General features: G+C 52.8%; 19 protein-coding genes. 12 read left to right on the forward strand and 7 right to left on the reverse strand.

Features of this window, described 5'->3' with window-relative positions; genetic code table 11:
- The first annotated feature begins 71 nt into the window (after nucleotides 1-71).
- Nucleotides 72-3,812, forward strand: coding sequence for a PAS domain S-box protein (locus DYU11_RS29730; protein WP_119671385.1), 3,741 nt, complete (start codon nucleotides 72-74; stop codon nucleotides 3,810-3,812).
- A gap of 55 nt (nucleotides 3,813-3,867) precedes the next feature.
- Here DYU11_RS29730 and DYU11_RS29735 read toward each other — a convergent pair whose 3' ends face one another.
- Entirely contained in the window at nucleotides 3,868-4,305 is a 438-nt protein-coding gene (locus DYU11_RS29735) for a WapI family immunity protein (protein ID WP_119671386.1), read from the reverse strand.
- Between the two features lie 413 nt (nucleotides 4,306-4,718).
- On the opposite strand from DYU11_RS29735, the gene DYU11_RS29740 reads away from it, so the two are divergent.
- The 9 genes from DYU11_RS29740 (at nucleotide 4,719) to DYU11_RS29780 (ending at nucleotide 12,677) form a co-directional block, all read left to right on the forward strand.
- Complete coding sequence (locus DYU11_RS29740; RefSeq protein ID WP_119671387.1) at nucleotides 4,719-5,099, forward strand: response regulator; 381 nt, start codon at nucleotides 4,719-4,721, stop codon at nucleotides 5,097-5,099.
- A gap of 97 nt (nucleotides 5,100-5,196) precedes the next feature.
- Nucleotides 5,197-5,958, forward strand: a complete 762-nt coding sequence (locus DYU11_RS29745; RefSeq protein WP_119671388.1) for an MBL fold metallo-hydrolase — start codon at nucleotides 5,197-5,199, stop codon at nucleotides 5,956-5,958.
- Nucleotides 5,959-6,008: 50 nt separating this feature from the next.
- Nucleotides 6,009-6,836: a LytR/AlgR family response regulator transcription factor gene (locus DYU11_RS29750; protein WP_119671389.1), complete on the forward strand. Its 828-nt coding sequence runs from the start codon at nucleotides 6,009-6,011 to the stop codon at nucleotides 6,834-6,836.
- A gap of 123 nt (nucleotides 6,837-6,959) precedes the next feature.
- Complete coding sequence (locus DYU11_RS29755) at nucleotides 6,960-7,523, forward strand: hypothetical protein (RefSeq protein WP_119671390.1); 564 nt, start codon at nucleotides 6,960-6,962, stop codon at nucleotides 7,521-7,523.
- On the forward strand, nucleotides 7,520-8,518 hold the full coding sequence (locus DYU11_RS29760) for an alpha/beta fold hydrolase (RefSeq protein ID WP_119671391.1): 999 nt from the start codon (nucleotides 7,520-7,522) through the stop codon (nucleotides 8,516-8,518). Before DYU11_RS29755 ends, DYU11_RS29760 begins: the two co-directional genes overlap by 4 nt.
- A 131-nt stretch (nucleotides 8,519-8,649) precedes the next feature.
- On the forward strand, nucleotides 8,650-9,690 hold the full coding sequence (locus tag DYU11_RS29765) for an oxygenase MpaB family protein (protein WP_119671392.1): 1,041 nt from the start codon (nucleotides 8,650-8,652) through the stop codon (nucleotides 9,688-9,690).
- 67 nt (nucleotides 9,691-9,757) lie between these two features.
- The gene (gene mnmE, locus DYU11_RS29770; protein WP_119671393.1) at nucleotides 9,758-11,137 is read left to right on the forward strand and encodes a tRNA uridine-5-carboxymethylaminomethyl(34) synthesis GTPase MnmE; all 1,380 of its coding nucleotides are present in this window, start codon (nucleotides 9,758-9,760) and stop codon (nucleotides 11,135-11,137) included.
- A gap of 483 nt (nucleotides 11,138-11,620) precedes the next feature.
- Entirely contained in the window at nucleotides 11,621-12,061 is a 441-nt protein-coding gene (locus tag DYU11_RS29775; RefSeq protein WP_158600394.1) for a hypothetical protein, read from the forward strand.
- A gap of 361 nt (nucleotides 12,062-12,422) precedes the next feature.
- Nucleotides 12,423-12,677 carry a hypothetical protein gene (locus DYU11_RS29780; protein WP_119671395.1) on the forward strand — a complete coding sequence of 85 codons (255 nt, stop codon included), beginning with the start codon at nucleotides 12,423-12,425 and terminating at the stop codon, nucleotides 12,675-12,677.
- Between the two features lie 196 nt (nucleotides 12,678-12,873).
- Here DYU11_RS29780 and DYU11_RS29785 read toward each other — a convergent pair whose 3' ends face one another.
- The 4 genes from DYU11_RS29785 to DYU11_RS29800 form a co-directional block, all read right to left on the reverse strand.
- Nucleotides 12,874-13,674: an endonuclease/exonuclease/phosphatase family protein gene (locus DYU11_RS29785; RefSeq protein ID WP_229366115.1), complete on the reverse strand. Its 801-nt coding sequence runs from the start codon at nucleotides 13,672-13,674 to the stop codon at nucleotides 12,874-12,876.
- Between the two features lie 127 nt (nucleotides 13,675-13,801).
- Nucleotides 13,802-15,532, reverse strand: a complete 1,731-nt coding sequence (locus tag DYU11_RS29790; protein ID WP_119671396.1) for a RagB/SusD family nutrient uptake outer membrane protein — start codon at nucleotides 15,530-15,532, stop codon at nucleotides 13,802-13,804.
- A 24-nt stretch (nucleotides 15,533-15,556) separates the two neighbouring features.
- Nucleotides 15,557-18,880, reverse strand: a complete 3,324-nt coding sequence (locus tag DYU11_RS29795) for a SusC/RagA family TonB-linked outer membrane protein (RefSeq protein ID WP_119671397.1) — start codon at nucleotides 18,878-18,880, stop codon at nucleotides 15,557-15,559.
- 246 nt (nucleotides 18,881-19,126) lie between these two features.
- A complete protein-coding gene (locus DYU11_RS29800; protein ID WP_229366116.1) occupies nucleotides 19,127-20,338 on the reverse strand; it encodes a purple acid phosphatase family protein in 1,212 nt (403 codons plus the stop codon).
- 327 nt (nucleotides 20,339-20,665) lie between these two features.
- Between DYU11_RS29800 and dinB the strand changes: the two genes are divergently transcribed.
- Together dinB and DYU11_RS29810 are read left to right on the forward strand one after the other, a co-directional pair.
- On the forward strand, nucleotides 20,666-21,745 hold the full coding sequence (gene dinB / locus DYU11_RS29805) for a DNA polymerase IV (protein ID WP_119671413.1): 1,080 nt from the start codon (nucleotides 20,666-20,668) through the stop codon (nucleotides 21,743-21,745).
- Between the two features lie 117 nt (nucleotides 21,746-21,862).
- Complete coding sequence (locus DYU11_RS29810) at nucleotides 21,863-22,114, forward strand: hypothetical protein (RefSeq protein ID WP_119671398.1); 252 nt, start codon at nucleotides 21,863-21,865, stop codon at nucleotides 22,112-22,114.
- A gap of 191 nt (nucleotides 22,115-22,305) precedes the next feature.
- On the opposite strand, the gene DYU11_RS29815 is transcribed toward DYU11_RS29810, so the two are convergent.
- Nucleotides 22,306-24,126, reverse strand: a complete 1,821-nt coding sequence (locus DYU11_RS29815) for a hypothetical protein (protein WP_119671399.1) — start codon at nucleotides 24,124-24,126, stop codon at nucleotides 22,306-22,308.
- 25 nt (nucleotides 24,127-24,151) lie between these two features.
- Nucleotides 24,152-25,582, reverse strand: a complete 1,431-nt coding sequence (locus tag DYU11_RS29820) for a restriction endonuclease subunit S (protein WP_119671400.1) — start codon at nucleotides 25,580-25,582, stop codon at nucleotides 24,152-24,154.
- Nucleotides 25,583-25,682: the final 100 nt, after the last annotated feature.

A 25,682-nucleotide genomic window follows, 5' to 3' on the forward strand; every position in this document is an offset into this window, starting at 1 on the left:
CTGGCCGTGGTCCGCCCAGGATTCGGCCCGTAACCGACGAAACGCCTGCTAAGTTACTGACTCACTGCCTCATGCGCTGGTCTGCCAAAACCAAAGACGAACTCATTGCCGAAATTAACCGGCTCCATACCTTAACCGACGGTACGTCGAACCTGACCGATGGGCTGCACCCGCCAACCTTCGACGTCCGCCCGACGGTCGATCAGTTGAATCTGGTCGGCCTGACGATCGATCGCGACGGAACACTGAGCTATGTGAATCCGTATACGTACCGCGTCACGGCCTGGCTGCCCGACGAAATCGTCGGTAAAAACTTCTTCGACATCTTCATCCCGGCCGCCGACCGTGCTCGCCTGGAGCAGGATTTTGACGAAGCGCTGGACCGGGGCAGTTTCACCGAGCAACGCGAAATCACCCTGCTGGCCCGCAGCGGGGCTGTCCGGAACGTACAGCTTAACTCGTTTATCCCGCACGTCGACAACGGAGAGGTATCGTCGTTTACCATCATCGGCGAAGACGTTACCAATAAAAAACGCGTAGCCTCGGCGCTATCGTACACCAACGCCCAACTGCAGGACCTGGTCGATAACACGAGCGACCTGATCCAGCTGCTGACCCTCGACGGCAAATTTATTTTCGTGAACCGGGCCTGGCGCGAGGCTCTGAACTACAGTTCTGAGGAGATTGCCGCCCTCAATCTGCGGGACGTACTGCACCCCGATTACGTAGACACCACCCTGGCCATGCTCAAACGCATTCAGGAAGGTGGACAACTGCCGTATTTCGAGACGGTGTTCCGAACGAAAAGTGGCCGAACCATTTTTCTGTCGGGGAGCGTCAACTGCCGGTTCGACCGGGGGCGCCCTACAGCCTTCCGCTGTATCCTGCACGACACAACCGCTAAAATCCGGGCCGAAAAATCGCAGAAGCTGTACTACAGCATCGCGAACTGGATGATCAATACACCCAACCTCGACGAATTTTACCATAAGATTCACGAGGAACTGGGGAACATCATCGAAGCCCGCAACTTCTTCATCGCGCTCTACGACCAGAGCAAAACGTACCTGTACTTCCCGTACTACGTCGACGAGTACTTTGGCGGCAACATGCGGTTCACGAAGCGAAAGCTCGGCAACGGCCTGACCGAATACACCATCCGGGCCAACAAACCGCTGTTTCTGTACGAGAAAGACATCCGACAGATGGCCGAGCAGCATACCATCGATCTCTACGGGCAGCTGCAGCCCAAGGTGATGCTGACGGCTCCGCTACGGATCGGCGACGAAATTACGGGCATCATCGGCGTCAAATCATACGACAATGCCCTGACCTACGGCCCCCGGGATCTTGAACTGCTCGAATTCATTTCGGGGCAGGTCGCGCTGGCCATCGCCCGCAAACAGTCGGAAGTGGCTCTCGACAAGCAGAACGCCCGGCTCAACGCCATTTTCGACAGCAGCACGTACCTGATCTGGTCGGTCAACAAAGCGCTCCAGCTAACGTCGTTTAACCGGAACTATACGCGCCTGATTGAAAGTCAGCTGGGCGAAGTGCCGACGCTGCACGTCAGTACCCCCAAACTCGGCTGGCGGATGATCGGTGAGGACAACCGCCGGCTGCTGGAAGAAAAATACCGGCAGGCGTTCCGGGGCGTGCCGCAGAACTTTGAATTGTATTTTGAAACCAAAAAAGGCGAAGTCTGGCTCGAATTTCACCTGAACCCGATTCTGCTGGCCGGTGGCGTCATCGAAGAGGTGTCGGGCATTGCCCGCGACATCACCAACCGCAAACGGGCCGAAATCGCAACGCGCCAGAGTGAGGAGAAATTCCGGGGGATCTTCGAGAACCTGCAGGACATCTATGCGCGTGTGGACCGGAAAGGCCGCCTGACGATGATCAGCCCGTCGGTCTTCAAGCGCATGGGCTACACCCCCGAGGAGGTGCTGGGGCAGGACATCACGCAGTTTTTTGTGGATAAGAGCGTTATTCACCGGGCCATGATCAAGCTGGGCCGCAACCGCAGCCTGCGCAACTTCGAAGCGACCATGCGCCGGAAAGACGGTACCGAGCGGCAGTTTATGTTCAACATGCTCCTGCTGAAAGATGAGCAGGGTACGTATTCGGTGGTGGCCGCCCTGGCCCGCGACATCACGGAACTCAAGCGGCAGGCTTCCGAACTGGTCAAAGCCCGGGATGAAGCCGAACGGTCGCTGAAGGTGAAAGAGCGGTTCCTGGCCAACATGAGCCACGAAATACGCACGCCGATGAACGGGGTGATCGGCATGATCGACCTACTTACGGATACAAAGCTCGACGACGAGCAGCGCGAATACGTTCGCACCATCAAACGGTCGTCGGAAACGCTGCTGAATATCCTGAACGATATCCTGGACCTCTCCAAGATCGAAGCCGGCAAGATGGTGCTCCACGAAGCCCCGGTGGCGCTCAAAGAAGTGTTCGAAAAGCTCATTGCCCTGTTTGGGCAGCAGGCCGCTTCTAAAAACAACCGGCTGACGTACCACCTCGCCGACGACCTGCCGACGTTTGTGATTGCCGACCAGACCCGACTGCTCCAGATTCTGTCGAACCTGACGTCCAATGCCATCAAGTTTACCGAAAACGGCTCCGTAGACGTTGACGTATCGCTGGTGAGCAAACGGGGTAAGTTCAACCGGATTCGGGTGGAGGTGCGCGATACGGGGATCGGAATTTCACCCGAAAACATCAACCTGCTGTTCAACTCGTTCAGTCAGGTCGATACGTCGTCGCGGAAATCGTTTGGCGGTACGGGGCTGGGGCTGGCCATTTCCAAGGAACTGGCGCATCTGATGAAGGGCGAGGTAGGCGTCGAATCGGAGGTGGGGCAGGGCAGTACGTTCTGGTTCGTCATTGAACTGAAAGAAACCGCCATTAGCCCCACGCAGCAGACGACCGAAGCCGCCGAGGTAACGCTGGCCAACTTCTTCAGCGAGTACCACCCGCAGGTGCTGCTGGTCGACGACAACGCCGTGAACCGAAAAGTGGCCAGCGAAATCCTGCGCAAAGCCGGCTGTATCGTTACTACGGCAGCCAGTGGGCCGGAAGCGATTGCCAGCGTAGCGCAGGGGGCAGGGGGCGAAGGGCATGGCGTAACGGCGGCAAAAGAAACCCCCGCGCCCGACACTCCACGCACTACGCCTTTCGACGTCATTTTCATGGACATTCAGATGCCCGATATGGACGGTGTCGAAACGACCCACCACCTGCGCGAGCAGTTCAAGCAACTGCCGCCCATCGTAGCCATGACGGCCTATTCCATGCGCGAAGATCGCGAACGGTTTCTGAGCCAGGGGCTGGACGATTACATTGCCAAGCCGATCCGGGCGCAGAGTCTGATTGCGAAGGTAAAGGAACTGGTCGATGCCGGTCAGTCAAAACGGGCCTCTACCGAACTGGCCCGGAGACAAAAGCGGGTAGCCGAAGAAGCCGCCCTACCCGTCATTGATCAGGAGATCGTGGGCCAGCTACACGACATCGGCGGGCAGGACCTGGTCGACAGTGTGTTTGATGAATTCGTGACCGAAGCGACCGAACTCGTTAGCGGAGCCAAAGACGCCTTTGCGCTCGGCGACATACCGACCGTAAAAAGTCACCTGCACACGCTGAAGGGCAGTGCCGGAACGATTGGCGTAGCTCGGGTGGCCTTCATTGCCCGCGAAGCTGAGGGAAAACTGAAAGTAAACGATACGGGAACCCTGGGCGAAGAATTAAAACAGTTGGATAAAGCGTTCACGGAGTTTCTGGATACGTACGCGACCGTCAGGAAATAACGCAGCCGGAAGGATGAATGATGGCCGGGAGGGCATCATTCATCCTTCCGCTCGTTCAGTTACGTACCGGAAACTGGCGTAACTGATTCTCCAGGTCGCCGATCGCGTGCTCAAGTTCATCGTGGTCCGGCGTAACGGGCATCCAGAACGGGGTATTGTCGGCGTGCCAGTTTGGCTGGGCTTCGTTGCTGAGTTTGATCCGCAGGGTATACTGATTGTTGTGGCGGGATACGTTGTTGAACCCTAAACCTGGTTCTATAAACGTCAGTTTTGGCGACAGTTCCCGTTCGCTGGCAACGGAACGCATCCACTTGAGAAGCAGCTCAATTTCCCACGTTGACAGCAGCGGGGCCGTACGCACGCATTCCCGGCCATTGTGTCGCGTTCTCAGGCTAACAATGAGCCAGTTACGGTCTAGAAAAAAAGGCGAATCGCTGTACTCATAATCCAGAATATTCAGCTCGAACACGCCTTCGGGTCCGGTCAGTTTCATGGCTAAGTGAGGAAAGATATAAACAAATGGATACTCGGTTCAGAAACGCAGTAACACCCAGGTTAATCCGCCGGCAGCAGGTGGCTGCATCAACGGTGTAAAGCAGAGCTAAAAGTCAAGATGATCAGTGGAGCAAGAGATATAAAGCTACAGAAAAAAATTGATTAAGCGTGTTACCAAATCAAAAAGTTTCGTAAAATTCTAAGTGCCTTTGTTCCAAAACCAGCTCCTCACCGGTCGGGGCCATTAAAACAGGGGTTAGTGGCCGATTAGAAGAGTTTTTTGGGTTTACACTTAAATCGCTAATTTCACCACTCGAACGAGTTTAGCATTTGAAGTTGGGTCATTGCCCGTATCTTTGACCAGTCTCAATCCAAGCTCTAAACAGCAAACTGCAAACTTCTTACAGTCCTATGTCAGCTTCCAAGCGTGTTTTGATTGCCGAAGATAGTTCCGTTATTCAAAACCTGGCCCGTAAAATTCTTGAGTTTCAGAACTATGACATCACCGCCGTTAAAAATGGCGAACAGGTGATGCAGATTCTGGACAAGGAGGATTTTAGCATTCTGCTGCTGGACATCAACATGCCGGTAATGGACGGCATGGAGTGTGTTCGGCGCGTACGGGCATTGTCGGATAAACAAAAAGCTGCTGTGCCTATCGTTGCCATCACCGGTAACGCCAAAAACTACACCGAAGAGGAATTCAAAACAGCAGGGTTCAACGACGTACTCGTAAAGCCCCTCAACTTCGACCGGCTCGTTGAAGTCGTGAACCAACTGACGGATAAGTAGTGAGTGAATGAGTGAATGAGCGAATGAGTGCCGCAACGGAGTTGAATGCTTTGTCCGGCACTATTCGCTCTTTCACTCATTCGCTCATTCACTCATTATGATAATTACTCTGCTGGGAACCGGAACCTCGTCGGGCGTGCCGTTGATTGGCTGCGAGTGTGCGGTGTGCCGTTCGGTGGATTTCCGCGATAAACGACTTCGGTCGTCGGTACACGTTGCCGTTGAAGGACGTAGCTTCATCATCGATACGGGACCTGATTTCCGTCAGCAGGTGCTGCGTCTGGGCCTCAAACAGGTCGACGCCGTTGTCTATACGCACGAACACAAAGACCACACGGCCGGCCTCGACGAAATCCGGGCGTATAACTTCCGGTCCGGCCAGGAAATCCCGATCTACGCCCGCGCATCGGTGCTTGATCAGTTGCAGCGCGAATTTGCATACATCTTCGCCGAACGTAAATACCCCGGCGTGCCGCGCGTCCGGATGCACGAAATCGCCAATGCACCGTTTGACTTGCTGGGCGTTCAGATCATACCCATCGAGGTGATGCATCACAAACTGCCGGTGTTCGGTTTCCGCATCGGCGACTTTACGTACCTCACCGATCTGAATTACATCTCCGACCAGGAACTGGAAAAGGTATGGGGTACCCGGGTGCTTGTGCTGGATGCCCTTCAGCAGCAACCGCATATTTCGCACTTTACGCTGGAGCAGGCCGTGGCCCTGGCCGAACGGATCAGGCCCGAACGGACGTATTTTACCCACATCAGTCATAAATTGGGCCTGCACCGGGAAGTCGAACTCACGCTGCCCCCCCACATCCGGCTGGGGTATGATGGACTTCGAATCAGCCTATAGCTATATTGTGGCGAAACTGAATGTAGGCCATTGTCTTATCCGTTTGCACCATGACAGGTATCTACCGCGACCGATGGCTGATTACGGCCGGGAGTTTGCTGAGCGGCTACTTTTTCGTGAACATTGGTCTGGATGAAAGCGTCTTTACCCTTTGGAATCAGCCGTCTTATCTGCGGGATATCATCGGGGCATCGCTGATTACAGCAGCAGTCTGGCTGGTGGTCCGCACCATAACGGTCTGGTTGGATGGCCGGTACGATTGGTTCGCAAAGCCCGCCAAACGGATTCTTAGTCAGTTGATGCTGGGCGTTATCGGACCGGTGGTCGTTTCCCTGCTACTGACCATGCTGTATTTTCAGTACGTAGTGAAGCAGCCCATCGCCGAGTCGACGTATCCTGTGTATGAGTTTCCGATCAGCGTACTGGTTATATTATTGATGAACCTGCTGTACGTAGGGCTTTACCTGTACCGGAAAGCGACGGTTCCCGTGCCGTCCTCCCCTGAACGTATTTCACCAACCCCAGAGCCTGCTTTCCGGAAAACGCTCATCGTCAACAGTGGCCTGCGCAACGTTCCGGTGTCGGTCGACGACGTTGCCTACATTTACATCGATGAGGCAACCATTTTTCTGACTACGTTTTCGGGTGGGAAGTACGTAGTCGCCAACTCGCTGGATGATCTGGCACGTGATCTGCCCGAACAGGCGTTCTTCCGCGTCAACCGCCAGTTTATTATCAACCGCAAAGCCTGTAGTTCGTACCTTAACGATACGTACGGAAAGCTGAAAGTGGAAGTTCGGCCGGCAATGCCCAGAGACATCATTGTGAGCCAGCAGAAAGCGCCTGACTTCAAAAAATGGCTGGAAGAAAGCCCCTGATTCAACCCGTATTTTTCCTGATTCATCCGTTGTTTTTCCTGATTCAGTAAGCATAACTTATTAGAATATAGTAAGTTATGTGCAAGCAAGGTAGTTTTGTTGCCGTAAACAACATCTACTACCATGCACCGAATCATCACTACACTCGCGCTGGTTGTCAGTTGCCTGACAATAGCCGGCGGGCAGGCGTTGAGGGTGGGGTACTACGGCGAAACCGTGACCCACTATGGCCTCAAAGCCGCCTACGAACGTACGCTCCACAGCTACGTAACGCAACGGAATCAGGCCCGCAAGTCCTTTCTGTTCGCGCCGGGACTGGCCGTCTACCGGCACCCCGCCAACCACTATGGAATGATTATCTCACCGGAGTTTGCGTACCGTCGGATTGGCCGGCGCGGGGGAATGGTCGAGGTGGGCATTGCACCCGCCTACTTTCGTTACGTTCTCGACGCCACTACCTACGAAGTGGCCGACACTGGTGAATTCCGACGGGTTCCATTGGCCGGGGGAGATGCTTTTTTGCCGACCATTTCGGTGGGGATCGGCAGGGATTTGTCCGTACGACGTGCCATGCCGCTTATGTGGTACACCCGCCTGAATCTGATGCAGCAGCGCCCTTACAATACATCCTCCTTACTGCGCTTCAGTCTTGAAGCGGGCATTAACCTTCCTCTCAAAAAATCATGAAACCGCTATACCGATTCCTGACCTTTTGCTGGCTGCTGGCCGTGGTGGCCTGCAGCGACCGCGATGTCCAGCCGGTAGAAGAAGCCAATCTGGTGCTGCGGCATAAAGGCGCAAACATGCCCATCTGGGTGCGCGGCAATGCCCGGTCGAATAAAATCATCCTGTTTGTTCACGGTGGGCCCGGCGACTGCTCCATGTGTTACCGCTACTACCTCAAGGGACTCGAACCCGAAACAATGGTCGCTTACTGGGATCAGCGGGTGGCCGGGTCGTCGACGGGTAAGGTGGCAGAGCAGACCCTCCGGTATGCGCAGTTCGGCGAGGATATGGTTAACGTCGTCAGACTGCTGAAGCGGGAATACCCGAACGCACAGATTTATCTGCTGGCGCACAGTTTTGGCGTGGAACTGGCCTGGCAGTTTCTGACCACCGAAAATTACCAGCAACTCGTGGCCGGGGTGATAGCCGTCAATGGAATGTACTCGTATTACAACTGGCTCTACTACGTACGGGAGTGGGCCTTGCGCGAAGCCCGCCAGCAAGCCAACGCGGAAGCGGAACAGTATCTGCTGGCGCACCCCGTCACCCCTGAAAATACCGCGACGATCGACTGGCAGGGCATCTATCGCTGGATGTACAAGCTGGGCGGCAATCCGGTCTCGTTGTATACCGACAAAAAATTTGTGCTGGATTATGCGTTCACATCGCCGAACACGGCCCTGGCGCAGTTCACCCACGGGAAGGCCTACAATTACTACGGTGAGGTCGAAAGCCGCCTGTTTGAAAAAGGACCGCTGTTGAAGAATGTGCGGGTACCGGTGGGGTTGTTCTGGGGCGTTAAAGACGGCGTAGTGCCGGTGGAAGTGGGACGTTCTACCAGGGAGGTACTCACCAACGCACCGGTGACAACTGTCGATTTTATCGAGTCATGGCATGAGCCGTTCGTGACGGAAACCGATAAATTCAACCGGGCCGTGCTGGCGTTTGTGCGATAAAGCGGGCCGCGGGCCGACGCTGAGCGTATTGCTAAACGGTGAGCGGAGCGAAGTGCAGCGGGGGCAAACCAATTGGTTGTCCCCGCCGTTATGTAAACAGAGCCAACGCCCAATGCTCTGACCGCTTCATTATGCAAACCACCGTAAAACCAACCCGTACGTTTCCCGATACGTTATTGAATCAATACCGCCGGCAGGGCGATGCCCCGGCCGACGCGGTGATCGCGGCCGTTACCGAAACGGGCGGAAAAGAAGCGTTGTCCAGGCTGATGCGCTGGCTGGCCGATACCAGTACGGTCGACACCAGTGCGCAGCCCGAGCCGGTGCAACAATTCGTTGCGCAGTATGGCGTGTTGCCAGCCTGGGCTGACCCGATGCTCATGGCGCGGGGCATGGCATTCTTTCAGAAACATGCCGGGGCGATTGGCCTCACGCTTGGCCTGTATTCATTACCGTACTGCTATCTCGGTGCCGACGGGGCCCAGGTGTTATGGCTGACGGAGCGAATCCGCAACGATACGGCCCGGCGGCTGCGCGAAACCGGCGAATGGGTGTTTACGGTCAATGATCCAAAGCAATGGCCGACCGGACAGGCCATTCGACACATCCTGAAGATACGCCTGATTCATGCGGCTTCGCGCTGGTTTGTACTGCACAGTGGTCGCTGGAACATGGATTGGGGGCACCCCATCAATCAGGAGGACATGACGGGGACCAACGGCGCGTTTTCGTACGTCGTGCTCCGTGGTTTGCGAAAAATAGGGGTTAGAGCCGGCGATGCCGACGAAGAAGCGTATCTGCACCACATCAACGTAGTGGGGTACATAAACGGCGTGGCCGAGGAGTTGCTGCCGCGAAACCTGCGGGAAGCGTATCATCTCGAACGGGCCATTGCCCGTCGGCACTTTACGGCGTCGGAAGCAGGAGCGGGCCTGACAAAATCGCTGCTCAACGCGATCAGTGAGGTTGTGACCAGCAACTCGGCCGGATCGCGGCCGGAGTCGGTGCGGAACCTCGCAGCGGCTCAAATGCGTTTCTTCCTCGGCGACGAGTATGCTACCATGCTTGGTATCCCAGACGTACCGGTCGAAAAACGGCTGATTACACTGGTAAATGCATTGCCGATTTTTCCAGAACTCATTCCAACAAAACCCTCCGTGGTCTCTGCGTAACTACTCGGCGTACTCTGCGTTTGAGCGAACTGTAAACGCAGAGTACGCTGAGAACGCAACGAGGTACATGAACAGTCTACAATTAGAGCCGATTGCGGCTTTGGCCACGGCCCCCGGGATTGGCGCAATTGCCGTTATCCGGGTTTCCGGCGAAGGGGCCATTGAAGTGACCAACCAGATTTTCAGAGGCAAAGACCTGACGGAGCAGCCGAGCCACACGGCCCATTTCGGTACGTTACGTGCTGCCGATGGCGCCATCATTGATGAAGTGCTGGTTACGGTTTTTCGTGCGCCCCGCTCATTTACCAAAGAAGATGTAGCCGAGATTTCGTGCCACGGCTCCGAGTTTATCATCCGCCAGATTCTGACCCGGCTGACGCAGGAAGGCGTTCGGCTGGCCCGGCCGGGTGAGTTCACGCAGCGGGCCTTTCTGAACGGGCAGTTTGATCTGGTGCAGGCCGAAGCCGTGGCCGATCTGATTGCCTCCGATTCCGAAGCCAGCCACCGGGCCGCTCTGACGCAGCTCCGGGGTGGCTTTTCGAAGCAGCTCAAGGCCCTGCGTCAGCAACTGATCGATTTCGTAGCCCTGGTCGAGCTGGAACTGGACTTCGGTGAAGAAGACGTTGAGTTTGCCAAACGCGACCAGCTACGCAGCCTGATGCAGGACATCCGGCGTGTGCTGCGTCCGCTGATCGATTCATTTGCCACCGGAAACGCCATCAAAAACGGTGTGCCGACCGTGATTGTGGGCAAACCCAATGCCGGTAAATCGACCCTGCTGAACACGCTGCTGAATGAGGAAAAAGCTATCGTTTCGGACATCCCCGGCACAACCCGCGACGTGATCGAAGACGAGCTGTTTATCGACGGGATTCGCTTCCGGCTGATCGACACCGCCGGGCTGCGCCAGACGACCGACACCATCGAAGCGATTGGGGTGGAGCGGACGCAGCAAAAGATGCGGGATGCCGCCCTGGTTGTGTACCTGTTCGATGGAGTGAACATCACCCCCGACGAACTCCGCGACGCTGTTCGGGAGGTGCGCGAATCGGGTAAGCCGTATCTGCTGGTTGGCAACAAAGCCGACGCTACGCCGGACGCCAAACGCCAGACGCTGAACGAGGTGGCGGCTGAGCCGGTTGTGTGGATATCGGCCAGAGACGCCCGGATTGATGAACTGACAGCCGCCCTGTCGGCGCGGGTACGTACGGACGCATCGGTGCAAACCGGCAGCGCCGTGGTGACCAACGCCCGCCATCTCGAACACCTGACCGGCACCGACGACGCCCTGGCTCACGCGATCGGCGGCCTCGACGCGGGGGTCTCCGCCGACTGGCTGGCGATGGACTTACGTCAGGCTCTGCGGCACCTGGGCGAGCTGACGGGGGAGATCACAACCGATGACCTGCTGGATTCAATATTCAGCCGGTTCTGTATCGGAAAGTAAACGCACTGAAGAACACGTTTGATCTTGTCGGTAAAATTCACACAAAGCCCTGAAAGACCGTATCAGAGTTTTTCTTGTCAAGAAGAGATTCTTGCCATTATTCGGCCGGTCGGTTGGTGGCTTTGTTCAGACCGTCTAGTAATTGAGGTGTAAACTACACAACATGGGGTATCTTTTGGCGCTTTGTTAATGTTTCGTATGGAATATAATTGTAACTTAGATCACGGCACAAAATATAGTATGAAAAAGCTAACACGCTACAGCAATATACAGGACTTGAAAGCCAGCGCCAAGCCAATTAACCCAGCTTCTGTTGAGTCAATGGAGCGGCATCATGATTTTCAGCAGTCGCTTAGCTTTTTAAGAGAAGAATATCTAAGGTCGAAGACTTCAAAGGAAACGACGCGCCCGTAAACAGAGACGCCGTATATGTACTTTGTTAATATTATTCGTCGGATTTGCGATACATTCAATCGTAATTCGGTGGAATATCTGCTGATTGGCGGTACTGCCATGGCGCTTCATGGGTATTACAGACATACAAAAACGGTAGATGGTGCGGTCGTAGAGAAGCCCGATTTAGATTTTTGGTACAGGAAAACCTACACCAATTACTATAATGTGCTGAAAGCACTGGAGGAACTTGGACTAGAGGTAACACAATATAAGGCCGAACAATCTGTCGATCTTGACAAGGCTTTCTTTAGGTTTGAGTTTAATGATTATACGCTTGATCTGCTGCCAGAAATAAACTTAGCGTCGAAATTTTGGCAAGCTACATCCAGACGAGAGGTCTTCGGGTCTGGGGGCGTTGACATCCCGTTTATGGGCATTGAGGACTTAATTGAAAACAAGAAGAGAATAGGAAGGCCGAAAGACATTGAGGATGTTGAGAATTTACAACGTTTGAATGATGGTGTTTAACAAGAAGAGGTAGTACTACCTCTTTTTCTATTTATGTTTATACACCTTCTTGTGTTTAATCAAAGTCAGCCAAATAATAGATCAGAGTCGTAAAACATAGCTATCGGTAAGCTGTACTTGAAGCGCAAAAAAAGAAAGAAAAGCTGAGTTATAAGTAAGAAACGTACCCCGTCTGAACCTTAAGTACTAGTAAGCTGTCGGAAGTTATTGATATAAAGATGAATGTAAATAATTATCACTTTCTGCATCAGATCGTGTTCCGTTTCAGTAAAAATAGGCCGCCGGCCGTACAGAAGCCGTTGAAAGCGTATGTATCTTGAGGCTTCCATTTACTCATGTAGCAAGGTAAACCACTATATCTATGGCCAACTTTACCGTACCTGTCGGCGAACACACTATCAAAATTGACACCAGTAGCTGGAACGGCAACGAAGAGATCATGTACAATGATACCGTGGTGTCGCAGAAACGAAGCTTTATGTATCTGACTCCGCATTCGTTCACGGTCGAAGAGAACGGAGAATCCGTGGTTTATGAGGTCAATACAATAACGGGGGTTACCAGCCACGGCTTCATTGTACGTCGGAACGGGATTATTCTGGCCCATCAGCCGTAGACCCGGCAAGACACGCGTCAGAGTCACCAGATGGCTTTGGGCGCGAATGACCCGGCTGGAGGTTCCGGGTGGTTGGTTTGGCGGTTACTGCTACGTCCTTTCGGGTCAGCAGTTCCCCGAACCGATCCGACGCACCGGTCCGGGGAACTGCCCGGTAAATACTGCTCTGAAACATTGAAAACCACCGGCGACTGCGTTACAACACGTCAAGCTCCGCCACAACAGGCAGGTGATCCGACGCGTACTGTTCGTCTATCACCCGTGTTGCAATGGGTTTCACGGCACTGGCCGGTTTGAACATAATGAAATCAATGGCGCGGTTCGGGTTGCGAACGGGAATGGTCGGTTGGCAGTCCTGACAACTGCGCACAAAATGCTGGTCCAGCAACTGGATTACCCGACTGCTGGATAGAGCATTAAAATCGCCACCCAGGATTACGGGCAGGTTGGAACCTTTGAACAGATTGATGATCTGGTCGGCCTGGGTAAGCCGGTTTTGCTCCTTCAGATCCAGGTGCGTACTGGCGAAGATAATACGTTTCCCTCTCGCGATTTCTACCGTAATGGCCGCAATCGTCCGGGTTTCGCCACCAACGGCCGGGTCAACGGGTAGAATGAGCCGGGTTGAGTCGATAATTGGAAAGCGGGAGAGAATCGCTACGCCGTAATCACCCCCCTGGTGGTCGATCGCTTTGGCGAAAAAGAACCGCATACCGGTCTGCCGGGCCAATTCCCGGGCCTGATTCAGGCCGTTGCCGGAGCGCTCCGTGTTAACATCAACTTCCTGCAGGGCTACCAGATCGGGTTTTTCGTTGGTGATGACGCGGGCAATGGCCGCTACGTCGATGGTCGTGCCTGCCGAGGGTGGATTGCAGTGATGGATGTTGTAGGTCATTACGGTCAGCTTCCGGGCGCGTTTAGCCGGAGGGGCAGGGGTATCGAGCGCCAGGGCAGCTGTGGAGATAAACAGTACTAAAATTGATAGAAGCTTTTTCACGGGTTTGACAAGAAGCACTGAGAATAAGTTGGTAACGTGGTTGACAACGAGCGAATATAACACCGAAACCGGTTGCCCTTACTTGACGGGCAACCGGTTTCGGCATTGTCCAGAATGGCCTCTTCACTTACTCCCAGTTTGGGTTCTGGGTCAGCTTAGGGTTCAGCAGGCGCTCCTGCCGCGGGATCGGATACAGGTAATCCCGGGCTTCGTTGAACTTCTTGGTAATGTGTCCGTTCACGACAATGTTGCCGCCTTTGTTGCCGTTTTCGAGTACAATTTCACTACCCAGTTTAAGGATCTGCGCACCCGGTACCGTTGGTTTGTTGCCTTCGTAGAGCACCAGATCAACCTTGCCGTTGCCGTCCAGATCGAAGCTGCCCGGCCCCGGAAAGTACATACCCTTGAATTGTTTGGTCAGCAGTTGGCCTTCTTTCCAGCGGATGATGTCGTCCCAGCGGAAGAAGTTTTCCATCACCAGCTCGATACGCCGTTCCCGCCGAATCTCCAGGATAACGCCGGTATTGGCTCCTCTCAACTGGGTGTACATCTGCGCCTGATACGGGTCAGGGTTCGCATTGGCAGCGGCCAGATTGATGGTCGGCATACCCACCCGGTCGCGGATCAGTTTGATCGAACGATCCAGATCCGCCTGAGTCAGCGTGCCGCGCTCGGCTTTGGCCTCCGCAAAATTCAGCAGCACTTCGGCGTACCGGAAAATAGGCATGTCGGTGATGTCCTTGTTGAACGTATCCCACTTGGGGGCCGACACGAATTTGATAAGCTGATAGCCCGTGACCGTAGCGCCAAACTCGGGTACGAGCTGGGCGTTTTCGCCGATCCGAGTGTAGCCCGGCGTCCGGATCGTCTGCGCCAGGCGAGGATCGCGGTTCTTGACTTCTTCGGCAAACTGCATGGTTTCGTAGCCCTTGATGTCGGTAAAGCGCGAACCATCGGCCATCAGGTAGCTGTTCACCAGCTTTTTCTCCAGACCGGGCCGGCCGTACGAAGCCGTCATCGTGTAGTAGTTCAGGTTGTGGTAAACCTGCAGTTCGTCACTGAAGTCCCGTGCCAGAATCACCTCCTCGGCAATGGCGTTGTCGGACGAAAACAGCCGTTGATAGGCCGTCGACGGGGTCGCTTTGTAGATCGTGTAGCCGCTGCTTTTCATCAGTTCTTCCGAAGCCGCGATGCTCTCATCCAGAAACTTATCTGCGTTGGGCAGACTAAACTCGGGATGGTATTTGCGGAAGGTACCTTCGTAGAGGGCCAGCCGCGATTTGAGGGCTAAGGCGGTCCATTTGGTAACGGTACTGACTTGCCGGGAGCCGTCCAGGTTAGCGATGGCGTAGTTGAGGTCGGCCATTACGGAATCCATCACCATCGTCCGCGGGTCGCGGGCTTTGGTCAGCATCTCCTGATCCGTCACCTCGATTACGTGCGAATACCAGGGTACATCCCCGAACCGCTTGACCATACCGAAGTAGAAGTAGGCGCGGAAGAAGCGGGCCAGACCATTGTATCTGGCAACGGCCCTGGCGTCGGGACACTTTCCGGAATTGGCCAGGAAATAGTTGATGTTACGTAGCGTTCCCCAGCTCCAGCCGCCCCCGCTGGTCGGTACAACGCGGGTGCCCTGCAGTTCGTCGCGCAGACTGGTTTTGACAACGTTGTCTACGTCTTCGTTGTATACATCCTCAGCCGAAGGCAGGGCACTGTAAAACGAATTGGTGTACAGCAGCAGGTCGTTTTCGGTTTTGAAAAAGGTTTCCGGCGAAATGGCGTCCTGCGGGACCAGATTCAGATCGCATGACGTCAGCCCGAGGGCTACGGCCAGGCAACAGATTATTTTTTTCATGTCAAAAGCTAGCTTGAAGTTGGATTAGAACGTGACAGTAAGCCCGGCGGAAACAGTTTTCGATAGGGGGTACGTCCGCCCGTTGGTGGCATCGCCATCCAGTTGCTCCGGGTCAATGTATTTAGTCCGCAGTGGGGTATAGGTCAGCAGGTTTTCGCCACTCACGTACACCCGTGCTCTCGGCACCCGAATCTTCCGGGTCAGCGTCTGCGGGATGGTGTAGCCGATCACTACGTTCTTCAGGCGCAGGTAGCCTACGTTCTGCAGGTAGCGGTCGTTAACGGCCTGCAGATCGCCACCGCTGTTCAGGGCCGTATAGCCGCGGAGAATCGGGAAATAGGCGTTCGGGTTCTCCGGCGTCCAGACGTCGTCTGCGAAATTTTCCGGGATAAACGAGTAGTACGGCCGCGAATAGGGTCCCCAGAACTTGTCGGCGTTGTTGCCCGGATACCAGTGTTTGCGCCAGATGCCCTGGGCCAGTACCGACAGGTCGAAGCCGTTCCAGGATGCGCCGAGGTTAATGCCGTAGCGGTAGCGGGCGCGGCTGTTACCAATGATGCGCAGGTCGCCGTGGTCGGCCAGCGTATTGGCACCCTGATCGATCTTGCCGTTGCCGTCGAGGTCAATGAATTTCAGGTCACCGGCCTGCAGCTTGCTCCAGTCGCCGGGGGCGTTCAGCCGCTGCCGGTTCACAACCGTCTGGTCGACGGGGTAGATCTGTGCTTCTTCGTTGGTCTGGAAGACACCATCGATCGAGTAGCCCCAGATTTCACCAATGGTCTGCCCCTCGTAGCGGCTCGACAGAATCTTGTTCGGATTGTCGTACTTGGTTACGGTTGATTTCGAGTCGGACACAATAAACGAGGCATTGTAGGAGAGCGGTTTGCCGGCCACCTTCACCTGGTCCCGCCAGCCGATCGCCAGTTCAAAACCGGTGGTTTTCAGGTCGCCCGCGTTCTGGGTGGGCACCGCTGCACCGTACACGGCCGGCAGCACCTGCCCCGGCACGAGCATATCCGTAGTTTTGCGGGTGTAGACGTCGAACGCCAGATTCAGCCGGCTTTTCAGCAGATCCACGTCCAGACCCAGGTTCGTGGTAGTGGCTTTCTCCCAGGTCAGGTTAGGTGAAATGGGGTTGGGGCTGTCGACGTAGTACAGTTTCTGCCCGTTGTTGATCCAGCTCGATTGGGCCGTGGGCATGATGGGGATATACGGGTAAAAGCTGGCCGAACTCGTGTTTGAGGGCAGCTGGTTCCCCAGCGTACCATACGAGGCCCGTATTTTGAGGTTGTTCACGACGCTGCGGAGGGGCGTAAAAAATGACTCCTCGCTGACACGCCAGCCCGCCGATACCGATGGGAAGAGACCATATCGGCGTCCGGCCCCGAAGCGCGACGTACCGTCGTACCGGCCGTTTACTTCCAGCAGGTACCGACCTTCGTAGTCGTAGTTCAGGCGGAAGAAGGCCCCAAACAGGGAGTACTGGTAGGAATCACCGGACGAGAGTTGTTCGCCGGTACCCAGATTCAGGTCGTTCAGGCTCTCGGACAGCAGATTCTTCCGGGCACCGAACAGCCGCTGGTGCTTCTTCGACTCGTAGTTGATCCCCGCCGTAACGCCCAGATAGTGTTTGCCGAATGTCTGGTTAAACGACGTATAGACGTTGGTGGCGTGCATGGGGTCGAACCACATCGTCTGCCGGTACTGGTCCGTGTTGTAGTTAGGCACCGTGGTCAGGATGCCGGGCTGAATCGAGTACTGCGCAACGGCCGACCGGTACCAGTCGTCGGCGATGTAGAACGAGAACGAATAGTTGGCAACCAGATTCCAGTTTTTGGTAAAATCAATCGTCGCGGAGTTGATCGTGGTTAGCTCGTGTACCTTCTTTTCGCCACCCGCTACGCCTTTGAGCAGGTTGGCAAACAGCCCATCGCCGATGGAGTAGTTGTTCTTCAGCGTGTTGTACGTAGCGGTGCCGTCCGGGTTGCGGGGCGCATAAGCCGGCAGGGCGTGAACGGTAATGGCAACGAAATTGGCGTTGGCACCGCCTTCCAGGCCGGGGTACTTGTATTTGGAGTCAAAGTACTGCGTGTTGTTGCTGATCTTGAGCCAGGGCGTCAACTGGGCGTTGATCTTGCTCCGCAGGGTGTATTGGGTAAACTTATCCGTATTGATCCGCATGATCCCATCCTTCTCATAAAGCGACCCCGACAGGTAATAGTTGACCTTATCGGTGCCGCCGGAAAGATTCAGGTTATGCTGGCGGGATGGCTGGGTCATGTTAAACAGCGTGTTCCACCAGTCGTGGTTACCGTAGTAGTTGTAGATTTCTTTGCCGTTGACCGTTTTAACGACCGTCCAGGGGCGGTCGGGATGTTCCGTTTTATCGTACCGTCGCGCTTCCAGTTCTTTGTAATCTTCTTCGCTGTACCGGGTGTACGTATTGCCGGTTGCCCGCAGAAACGCTTCGTCGTTGAGCCGGGCGTGTTCGTAGCCGTTGGTCAGGAAGTCGGTGCTTACCGTCGGCGTCGACCAGCCGAAGTTATTGGTATAGGCAATAGTCGTTTTGCCGTTTTTGGCGGTTTTGGTCGTAACCAGCACAACGCCGAACGCACCCCGGGCCCCGTAGATCGCCGAAGCCGCGGCATCTTTCAGCACCGAGATGGATTCTACGTCGTTCGGGTTGATCCGGTTGATATCGCCCGGCACCCCGTCGATGAGGACCAGCGGCCCCCCCCCGTTGAACGAGGTCTCGCCCCGAACGTTCAGGCTGCCTCCCGAGCCCGGCTGACCGGTACCGAAGGTAATGTTCAGGTTCGGAACGGTGCCCTGGAGAATCTGGGACAGGTTATTTAAGGGGCGGTCTTCCAGATCTTTGGCCTGTACCTGCGATACCGCACCCGTCAGGTTTACTTTTTTCTGAGTACCATAACCGACGACAACCACTTCGCTCAGGGCTTTATCGTCGGGCTTGAGAACGACCTCAAGCTGCGCCTGGTTGCCCACCGGAATCTCCTGAGCCGTGTAGCCGACGAAGCTGAATACCAGCACGGCCTTGTTGTCGGGTACCGCGAGTTCAAACTGCCCTTTGGCGTCGGTATTGGTTCCGCGTTGTGAGCCTTTGACAACCACGTTGACGCCGGGCAGGGGTTCATTGTTCTCCGAAGACACTACCTTACCCCGCACCGTTACGGCCTGGATGGCCAGTTGACGGAATGCGGGCCGACCGGGACTGGCCATAACGGCGTCAGTTGACGTGCCCATAAAGGCCGCGAGCAGAGTACAGGCGAGCAGACCGGCGCCTGTCTTTGCCGGTCGGAGTGCTGTTACATTTAGAGGTTTGAGCATGTTTTAGTTAAAAAATTAGACAAAATGATCCCTTACCACGTATCTGCGCGGTATAAGACAAATCCGTTGAAGGTGATTTAACACGAGCCTGAAGGCCTTCAGGCCGCTATGGGCAGGAGACTCCTGGGTACTTTACTGAGTAGTCAACATGGAGACACAACTCTACTGATTTGATATACAAAATTAAGGCTGGTTGTTGTTGAACGTCGGGGTATACGATTATGAAATCGTTAAGCCTCGCAGGCTTCATATAATCAGATTGCCGATTGCCGCGCCGGTATCGTTGAGCATCGTTACGGTCAGCGCTGTCTGATCGGCCTGGACGCTGATGATGGTTCGGCGACCTGCCTGAGGGCCACCACCGATCACGATTGGATACGAATGTTCCCCTTTGACGGCCGGGTGAATACCGTGCTTGTGCGTATGCCCCGAAATGAGCAGATCAATGTTGGCATCGTTCAGGATTGGTCCCCACACCGTACGGCAGTGCATGGGCCCGTGCCAGTCGCCGGAGTAGAAAAGCGGAATATGACTGAAAACAACCCGGTACTTAGCCTGCCGGAACTCCTTCTTCCGAACTTCCTGCTTCAGCCACTCGGCCTGTTCCAGCCGGTACTGGTCGAAATCCACGATACCGGCGTACACAGGCGTATCGTCGGCTTTGTCCTCTCCCGAATCCAGTACGATGCCATAGACGGGACCCTGCCGGAATGAATAATAGAACGGTTGGTCGTGACCGTCGAAATAGTTGACCAGCTGGCGGGCAAATTTACCCCGGGTTTCGTGATTACCCCGCGAGAGTATGAAAGGAACCCGGGTAGCGAAAAGCGACGTAACGGGCTTGAGGAGGTGATTGACCAACTGATCCTCATCGGTCTGGTAATCAAGCATATCGCCGTTCAGGAACACATAATCGTTTTCCGGCGACTCCGGTAGTTGCAGCAAATGAGCGAATGAATCGGGGCGATCGTGGATGTCGTTCAGTACCACAAACCGAACCCGCTCGGCGTCGACGCTCGGCGTCGTAAATGTATAGACGTCGCTGGTGAACGTATCGCCGTAGGTAATCTTGTACGGATCAAAACCCGTTAACGCTTTAGAACAGATTCGGTAGGCGTACTGCTTTCCGGGCTGGAGATTCTGGAGCGTAATGGCCTGAATGGTCGTATTCGCTTCGACCAGACCGGCGTTGACCCGGTGGGCTTTCTTGTTTAATTGATCAGGTGTTTCGCCGTATTCGACCCAACTGTAGGAGGGAACGGTCGTGATCCAGCGGACGGTGATTGAATTGGGACGGGGTGCCTGGAGGTAGGGGCCGACTTTCAGAACAGATGATTCGTCGGACTGTGTTGGCTGAGCATCCAGCCGGGGGGCAGGACCAAACCCCGCTACACCAAGCAGGCTCATCGACGCGACGAAACGCCGGCGTCCGACCTGTTTTTTATCGTTGTTTTTCATTCGATTGAGTAAACTCGATACCCTTCAGATTGGCATAAACGCCAGATTTTGCCGCAAAACTATGGCTTACTGCACAGAAAGTCTGATGTGAAATAATTAAGTATATATTAAGAAGTGCAGTGTATAGATAAGGGTTTAGTAACACGATTACAGGTACTTCAGGGTAGTGCGCCGGACCGGATTGATATTAACTAGATCCAGTTTACATATCTGCATAGGCTGCCACATGGCTTTCCAAAGCGTTGTCAGGCATTTCTTTAATGCTACATTCTCTATACTACAGATTTGTTGTATATATTGCAGTTGTATACTAAGGCGATTGGCGAAGTGGAAACAGCACCCTATCGGAAAATTATCCACGTTGACATGGATGCTTTCTTTGCATCCGTAGAGCAGCGCGATAACCCCGACCTGCGGGGCAAGCCCGTGGCCGTGGGTGGGTCGCGGGAGCGGGGCGTAGTGGCGGCTGCCAGCTACGAGGCCCGTCAGTACGGCGTGCGCTCCGCCATGTCGTCGCTGGTAGCCATCCGCAAATGCCCGCACCTGATCTTTGTCAAACCGCGCTTTGAGGTGTACAAAGCCGTATCAGCGCAGATCCGCGCCATTTTCGCCCAGTACACGGACCTGATCGAACCGCTTTCGCTGGATGAAGCCTACCTCGACGTAACGGAGCGGACCAACGCCGACCTGACCGCTACGCAGATCGCGCAGGCGATTAAGGAACGTATCCGGGAGGAAACGCAGCTTACAGCCTCGGCGGGGGTGTCGTACAACAAGTTTCTGGCGAAGCTGGCCTCCGACTACCGCAAACCCGACGGCCTGTTTGTGATCAAGCCGCACCAGGGGCTGGCCTTTGTGGAGCAACTGACCGTGGGCCAGTTTCACGGCGTGGGGCGCGTCACGGCCGAAAAGATGAACCAACTGGGCATTTTTACGGGCCTGGACCTGCGCCAGCAGACCGAAGCGTTCCTTATCCGGCACTTTGGGAAGGTTGGTCACCACTACTACTCCATCGCCAGGGCCATCGACGACCGCCCCGTAACGGCCAACCGCGTCCGGAAGTCGGTGGGGTCGGAAAACACCTTTGCCCACGACCTCACCGAAGAGCCCGAGCTGCTGGCTGGTCTGGAACCGCTGATCGACGATGTGTGGGCCTACTGCGAACGAACCGGCGTATATGGGCGCACCGTTACAATCAAAGTGAAATACGCGGATTTCCAGCAGATTACCCGCAGCCGTACGGCGCTCACGATACTCAACACCCGATCGGCGCTGCACCACGTAAGCACCGACCTGCTTACTACGGTACTGCCCCTGCCCAAGCCCGTTCGGTTGCTGGGCGTCTCGATCTCCAACCTGGACACCGTTACGACCTCCGCGAATGGGCAGCTGGCCCTGGATTTGTGAGGATAAAAACGGCGCGTTAACGACTAATTGACTAAGCGAGCCTTGCTGTTGCAGACTTGCAGATAAGGTGGCTCTGCCTATTTGGATAGGCAGAGCCACCTTATCTGCAAGAAGAAAATGAAATCATTAACGGTTAATCAGGCTAAAAAGCTGATATTGAAGCCGGCCGATGGCAGCGAGCGTACGATCAACGAAGTCCTGTTTTTTGGCGTCGATAAGCCCTACGTATTGAAAGAAATTGCCGACGAGGCTGGGATTACCGTAGCGGACGCCAGCGTAAATCCGATGTATGTCTACCCCGACGAAGCGCAGCTAACCGCGATTCTCCAGTACCTGCGTAAACACGACGGCTATCTGGTGGAGCAGTGAGTCAGTGTCGTTCAGGCGACAACGGCGGTACGTTGCTGCAATAGGCTGGGGTACTGCTTGATGAACTTGCCGAATGCCCAGAGCGCTTTGTCCAGATCGCGTGGATGGCAACCCGACGCCCGTTGAACCTGGTCAAAGAACGCGCGGTACGTATCGTAAAGCCATAGCTTTTGTTTAATTAGGTGGTGCTTTTAATTATCCGTTTCAGCATCTTCAATTGATCGAATTCTTTTTTCGATCTTTTCTTTCATTGCTCTTAAATCATCTAACACTTTATCTTTATTGATACTAGAAATTGCGTTATCATAATCGTATTTTGTCAATATTTTTAATTCGTCTTTATAAGCCATAAATGGCTCAAATAGTTGGTGGTAAGCTCTACCTATAGCGCCGTTAAATAGTACGAGTTCTGGTTTATGATTGTCTTGCCCAGAGCGTAAAATTTGTTTTTCCGCTATTCCTGGGTAAGGATCTATGTAAAATATTTTTTTGATACCGAGTTGATAGGCTTTCTTAGAACATAATTCACAAGGGCTTGCCGTAGTGAACAGATATCCATTTTTTAGTCCTTCACCCCCATATTTTGCAATCTGTAACATAGCGTTTTCCTCGGCATGAAGAGAACGAGTATGAACTTGGTTTTTATGCCCATCTATACAGTTGTGAACTTCCTTGAAGCAGAATGATATGTTACGCCCATTAAATGTTCCTGTTCTAAAGTCTTTGTATGTTTCTTTCAATATACCTTTTACATCATCACCTTTTTCATGGTCACTAAATGCTGTTGAATCAGTATCATTTATAAGATCTGTAACATTCCGTAGTAAGCAAGGGGTTTGGCCCTCGGCTGTATTATTCCACCCTACCGATTTCAGTGAAAACGATTGATCTGTGATAACTGCCCCTACTTGCCTCGAGATACAGCCTGAGTTATATTTTGCAGTGTAGGCAATTTGCATATTTCGTTCTTCAGGAGTTGGCGTAATTATTCCAGGCTGCTTAATAAGTGACAGGTACCTTACTAACTGTTTCTTTAAGACCTGATATCTGATCCCCGGCTGTTCATCTTGTGGATTGTACAAATGTATATCAGCCACCTGGATACAGCTTTTTATATCTTGTTCATAAAATTTTTCTTCTGAAGACAGATTTGTATACTCTATATCTAAAGCTTCTGCGTCCTGCTGTGAGTAAAGCTTAGTTAATCGCTCAATTCGAGTTTTATTTTCTGTATTTATGCCAAATAAATAAAAAGCTGAAAAACGCTCTTTGAAATACAATGCTTCAAGAGAGTTACGAATAGAATCTATAACAACCCAGGCTTTTTTGCCGGAATTTTTGCGAATAGCTTTAATTAATTGATTAGATACCTCCGATATGGCATAGCAGTTTGCAGGGTCGAAATTTTGATCATTTAATACATTACCTGATTTTCGAAGATTATTGCCAAATACTTGAAATAATGAAGGTTTACTTTTGTTTGATAGTTCAGCTAACTTAATCTTTAATTTGTTACTGAAGTCAGCTAATTTGTTGTCAATAATAAATACATCATATGCTGCGTCAAGATCGAGTGTATTACGGTAATTGCTGCTTGTTGAAGATTGATCGAATACTTTTTGGACAAAATATTTTAATGATTCAAAATCATCATTTATATAGTCAATAACACCCTGTACCTCAGAATCTTTTTCTGGGAACGTATCATTTAAATATTTTTTTATGCTATTTAATTCATGTTTAAATAAAAAAGAAACAATAATGTCGCTTGGTCTTACTAATACAAATTTCCAGTTCGACCAGTTTTCGTGAAGATAATTGTATACTATTCTATATTTACGCTCCTCGTTACTAAGAAAATCAGATGACTTAGGCAGCGGAAAGCTACAATCTTCAAAGTTCTTTGTGGTTAATAATTCAGCAACAGTAGTACAGCCTGAACCGAGCCTTCCTGTTAACCCTATTACTACAAAATCATTACGTAGACGATACAATTCACTTAGAGGGTCCATGTGGATAGTTGTTTTAGTTCAATTTTTAGAACTCTTCTTGAAACTTGTTGTTTATTACAAAAGCTTCCCGCAACACCGCCTGCATCAACCGCCCAACCTCTTCCTGTTGCTGCTTGTTTTCGGCTTCTAACCTGTTCACTTGTTGCAACAATCGCTCCACCAAGGTGACGATGGACTGTTGTTCAGCATAAGATGGCAAGGGGATAGAAAGTGAGTTAATTTGTTCACGAGTTATGTTCTTCATTGTTGTACTGGTGGCAGAAACTGTTTTTCGATAATAAGCTCTAACAAAATCAGAGTTATTTACGAGGTTTATATAATTACTTTCAACGCCATGAGCAAAGACATATCTTATTGTCTTATCATTTAAGAGAAGATTTTTATTTATAGAGGAAACGACCACACTACGTCCTACTAGTTCTGGTGAACCACTTGCACGAGTAATTAAGAAATCTGCTTCTACTATTTTGTTAGCCAACAAACTTTCAGATAGCGAGTCTCTGTAATATTTATTTTCTGTTTCAATAAACTTACCAGATGATATAGCGCTCATTTTGATGACTCCCCATTCCTCTCCTTGGCAAGATCTTTCATTGCATAAAAAGCTTTTACCTGCCTCTGACAGCACTTTAACCTCCCCCAGCCGACACCAGACCCACCCTTCTGGCAAATTAAACGGCTTTTCGGCGTCGGTGATCGGCGGCAGGGGCTTTTCTTTGCGGAGTTTGCCTTGCCGGATGAGTTCTGCTTTTTCAGCGCGGATACGGGCCAGTAAGTCAGCGCCGGTTTCAGGTTGTGTTGCAGTCCGGACGGGACCCGAATCCGGGACCCCCTGCGTGACAGGCTGATTTTCTTTTGAAGAACCTCGCCATTTAGCTGTTAGCTTACCCTGTACAGCCTCCTGCAAAATCGCTTGCCGCAGTTTAGTAAGAAGAGTTTGTTGAGCTTGCAGTTCGTCAATTATAACTCTTGTCTTCTCTTTGGCTAGTTGATAATGTTCAACAATAATTTGTTGCTCTTCGGGTGAGGGTAACGGTATTGTCAATTCCAAAACCTCATGCGGCCGTATTGAAGCATAATTTGTGCTCCCTGTCGCTTTAATCTGACTTTGAATATAATCTGTTTGTGTTAACACTTGGAGGTAAGCCGGAAGCAACTTGCTTTCGTTTACTTCAAACAAATAGTAGTGGCTACTAACAATAGCACCGTCTAATTCAGCCGGTATGAAACCGTAACCACCCACTTTGGCGTCCATTTCGGCAACAATAAAGTCTCCCGCTTTACAGACTTGTTGTTTCTTAGTTCGGATTTCAACTCCCTTTTGAATCTGACGTAGTACAACGCCTTTGCGGTGCAACTGAACGCGGCAGAGTTTATAATCGGCAGAATCATCAATAGTTATTGAGCCTTTGCGTTGTCTTAGTACTTCGCCTAACGGTACGGTTTTATAAGTCATGCTTTGAATTTTCTCAACTTATTCGTTGTACTACAATCAACAAGCGGCTGGGAAACTGGTCAATTGTGCCAGTGAGCGCTACGGTGCTCACTTTTTTTAT

The sequence above is a fragment of the Fibrisoma montanum genome (genome assembly GCF_003583365.1).
GTDB lineage: Bacteria > Bacteroidota > Bacteroidia > Cytophagales > Spirosomataceae > Fibrisoma > Fibrisoma montanum.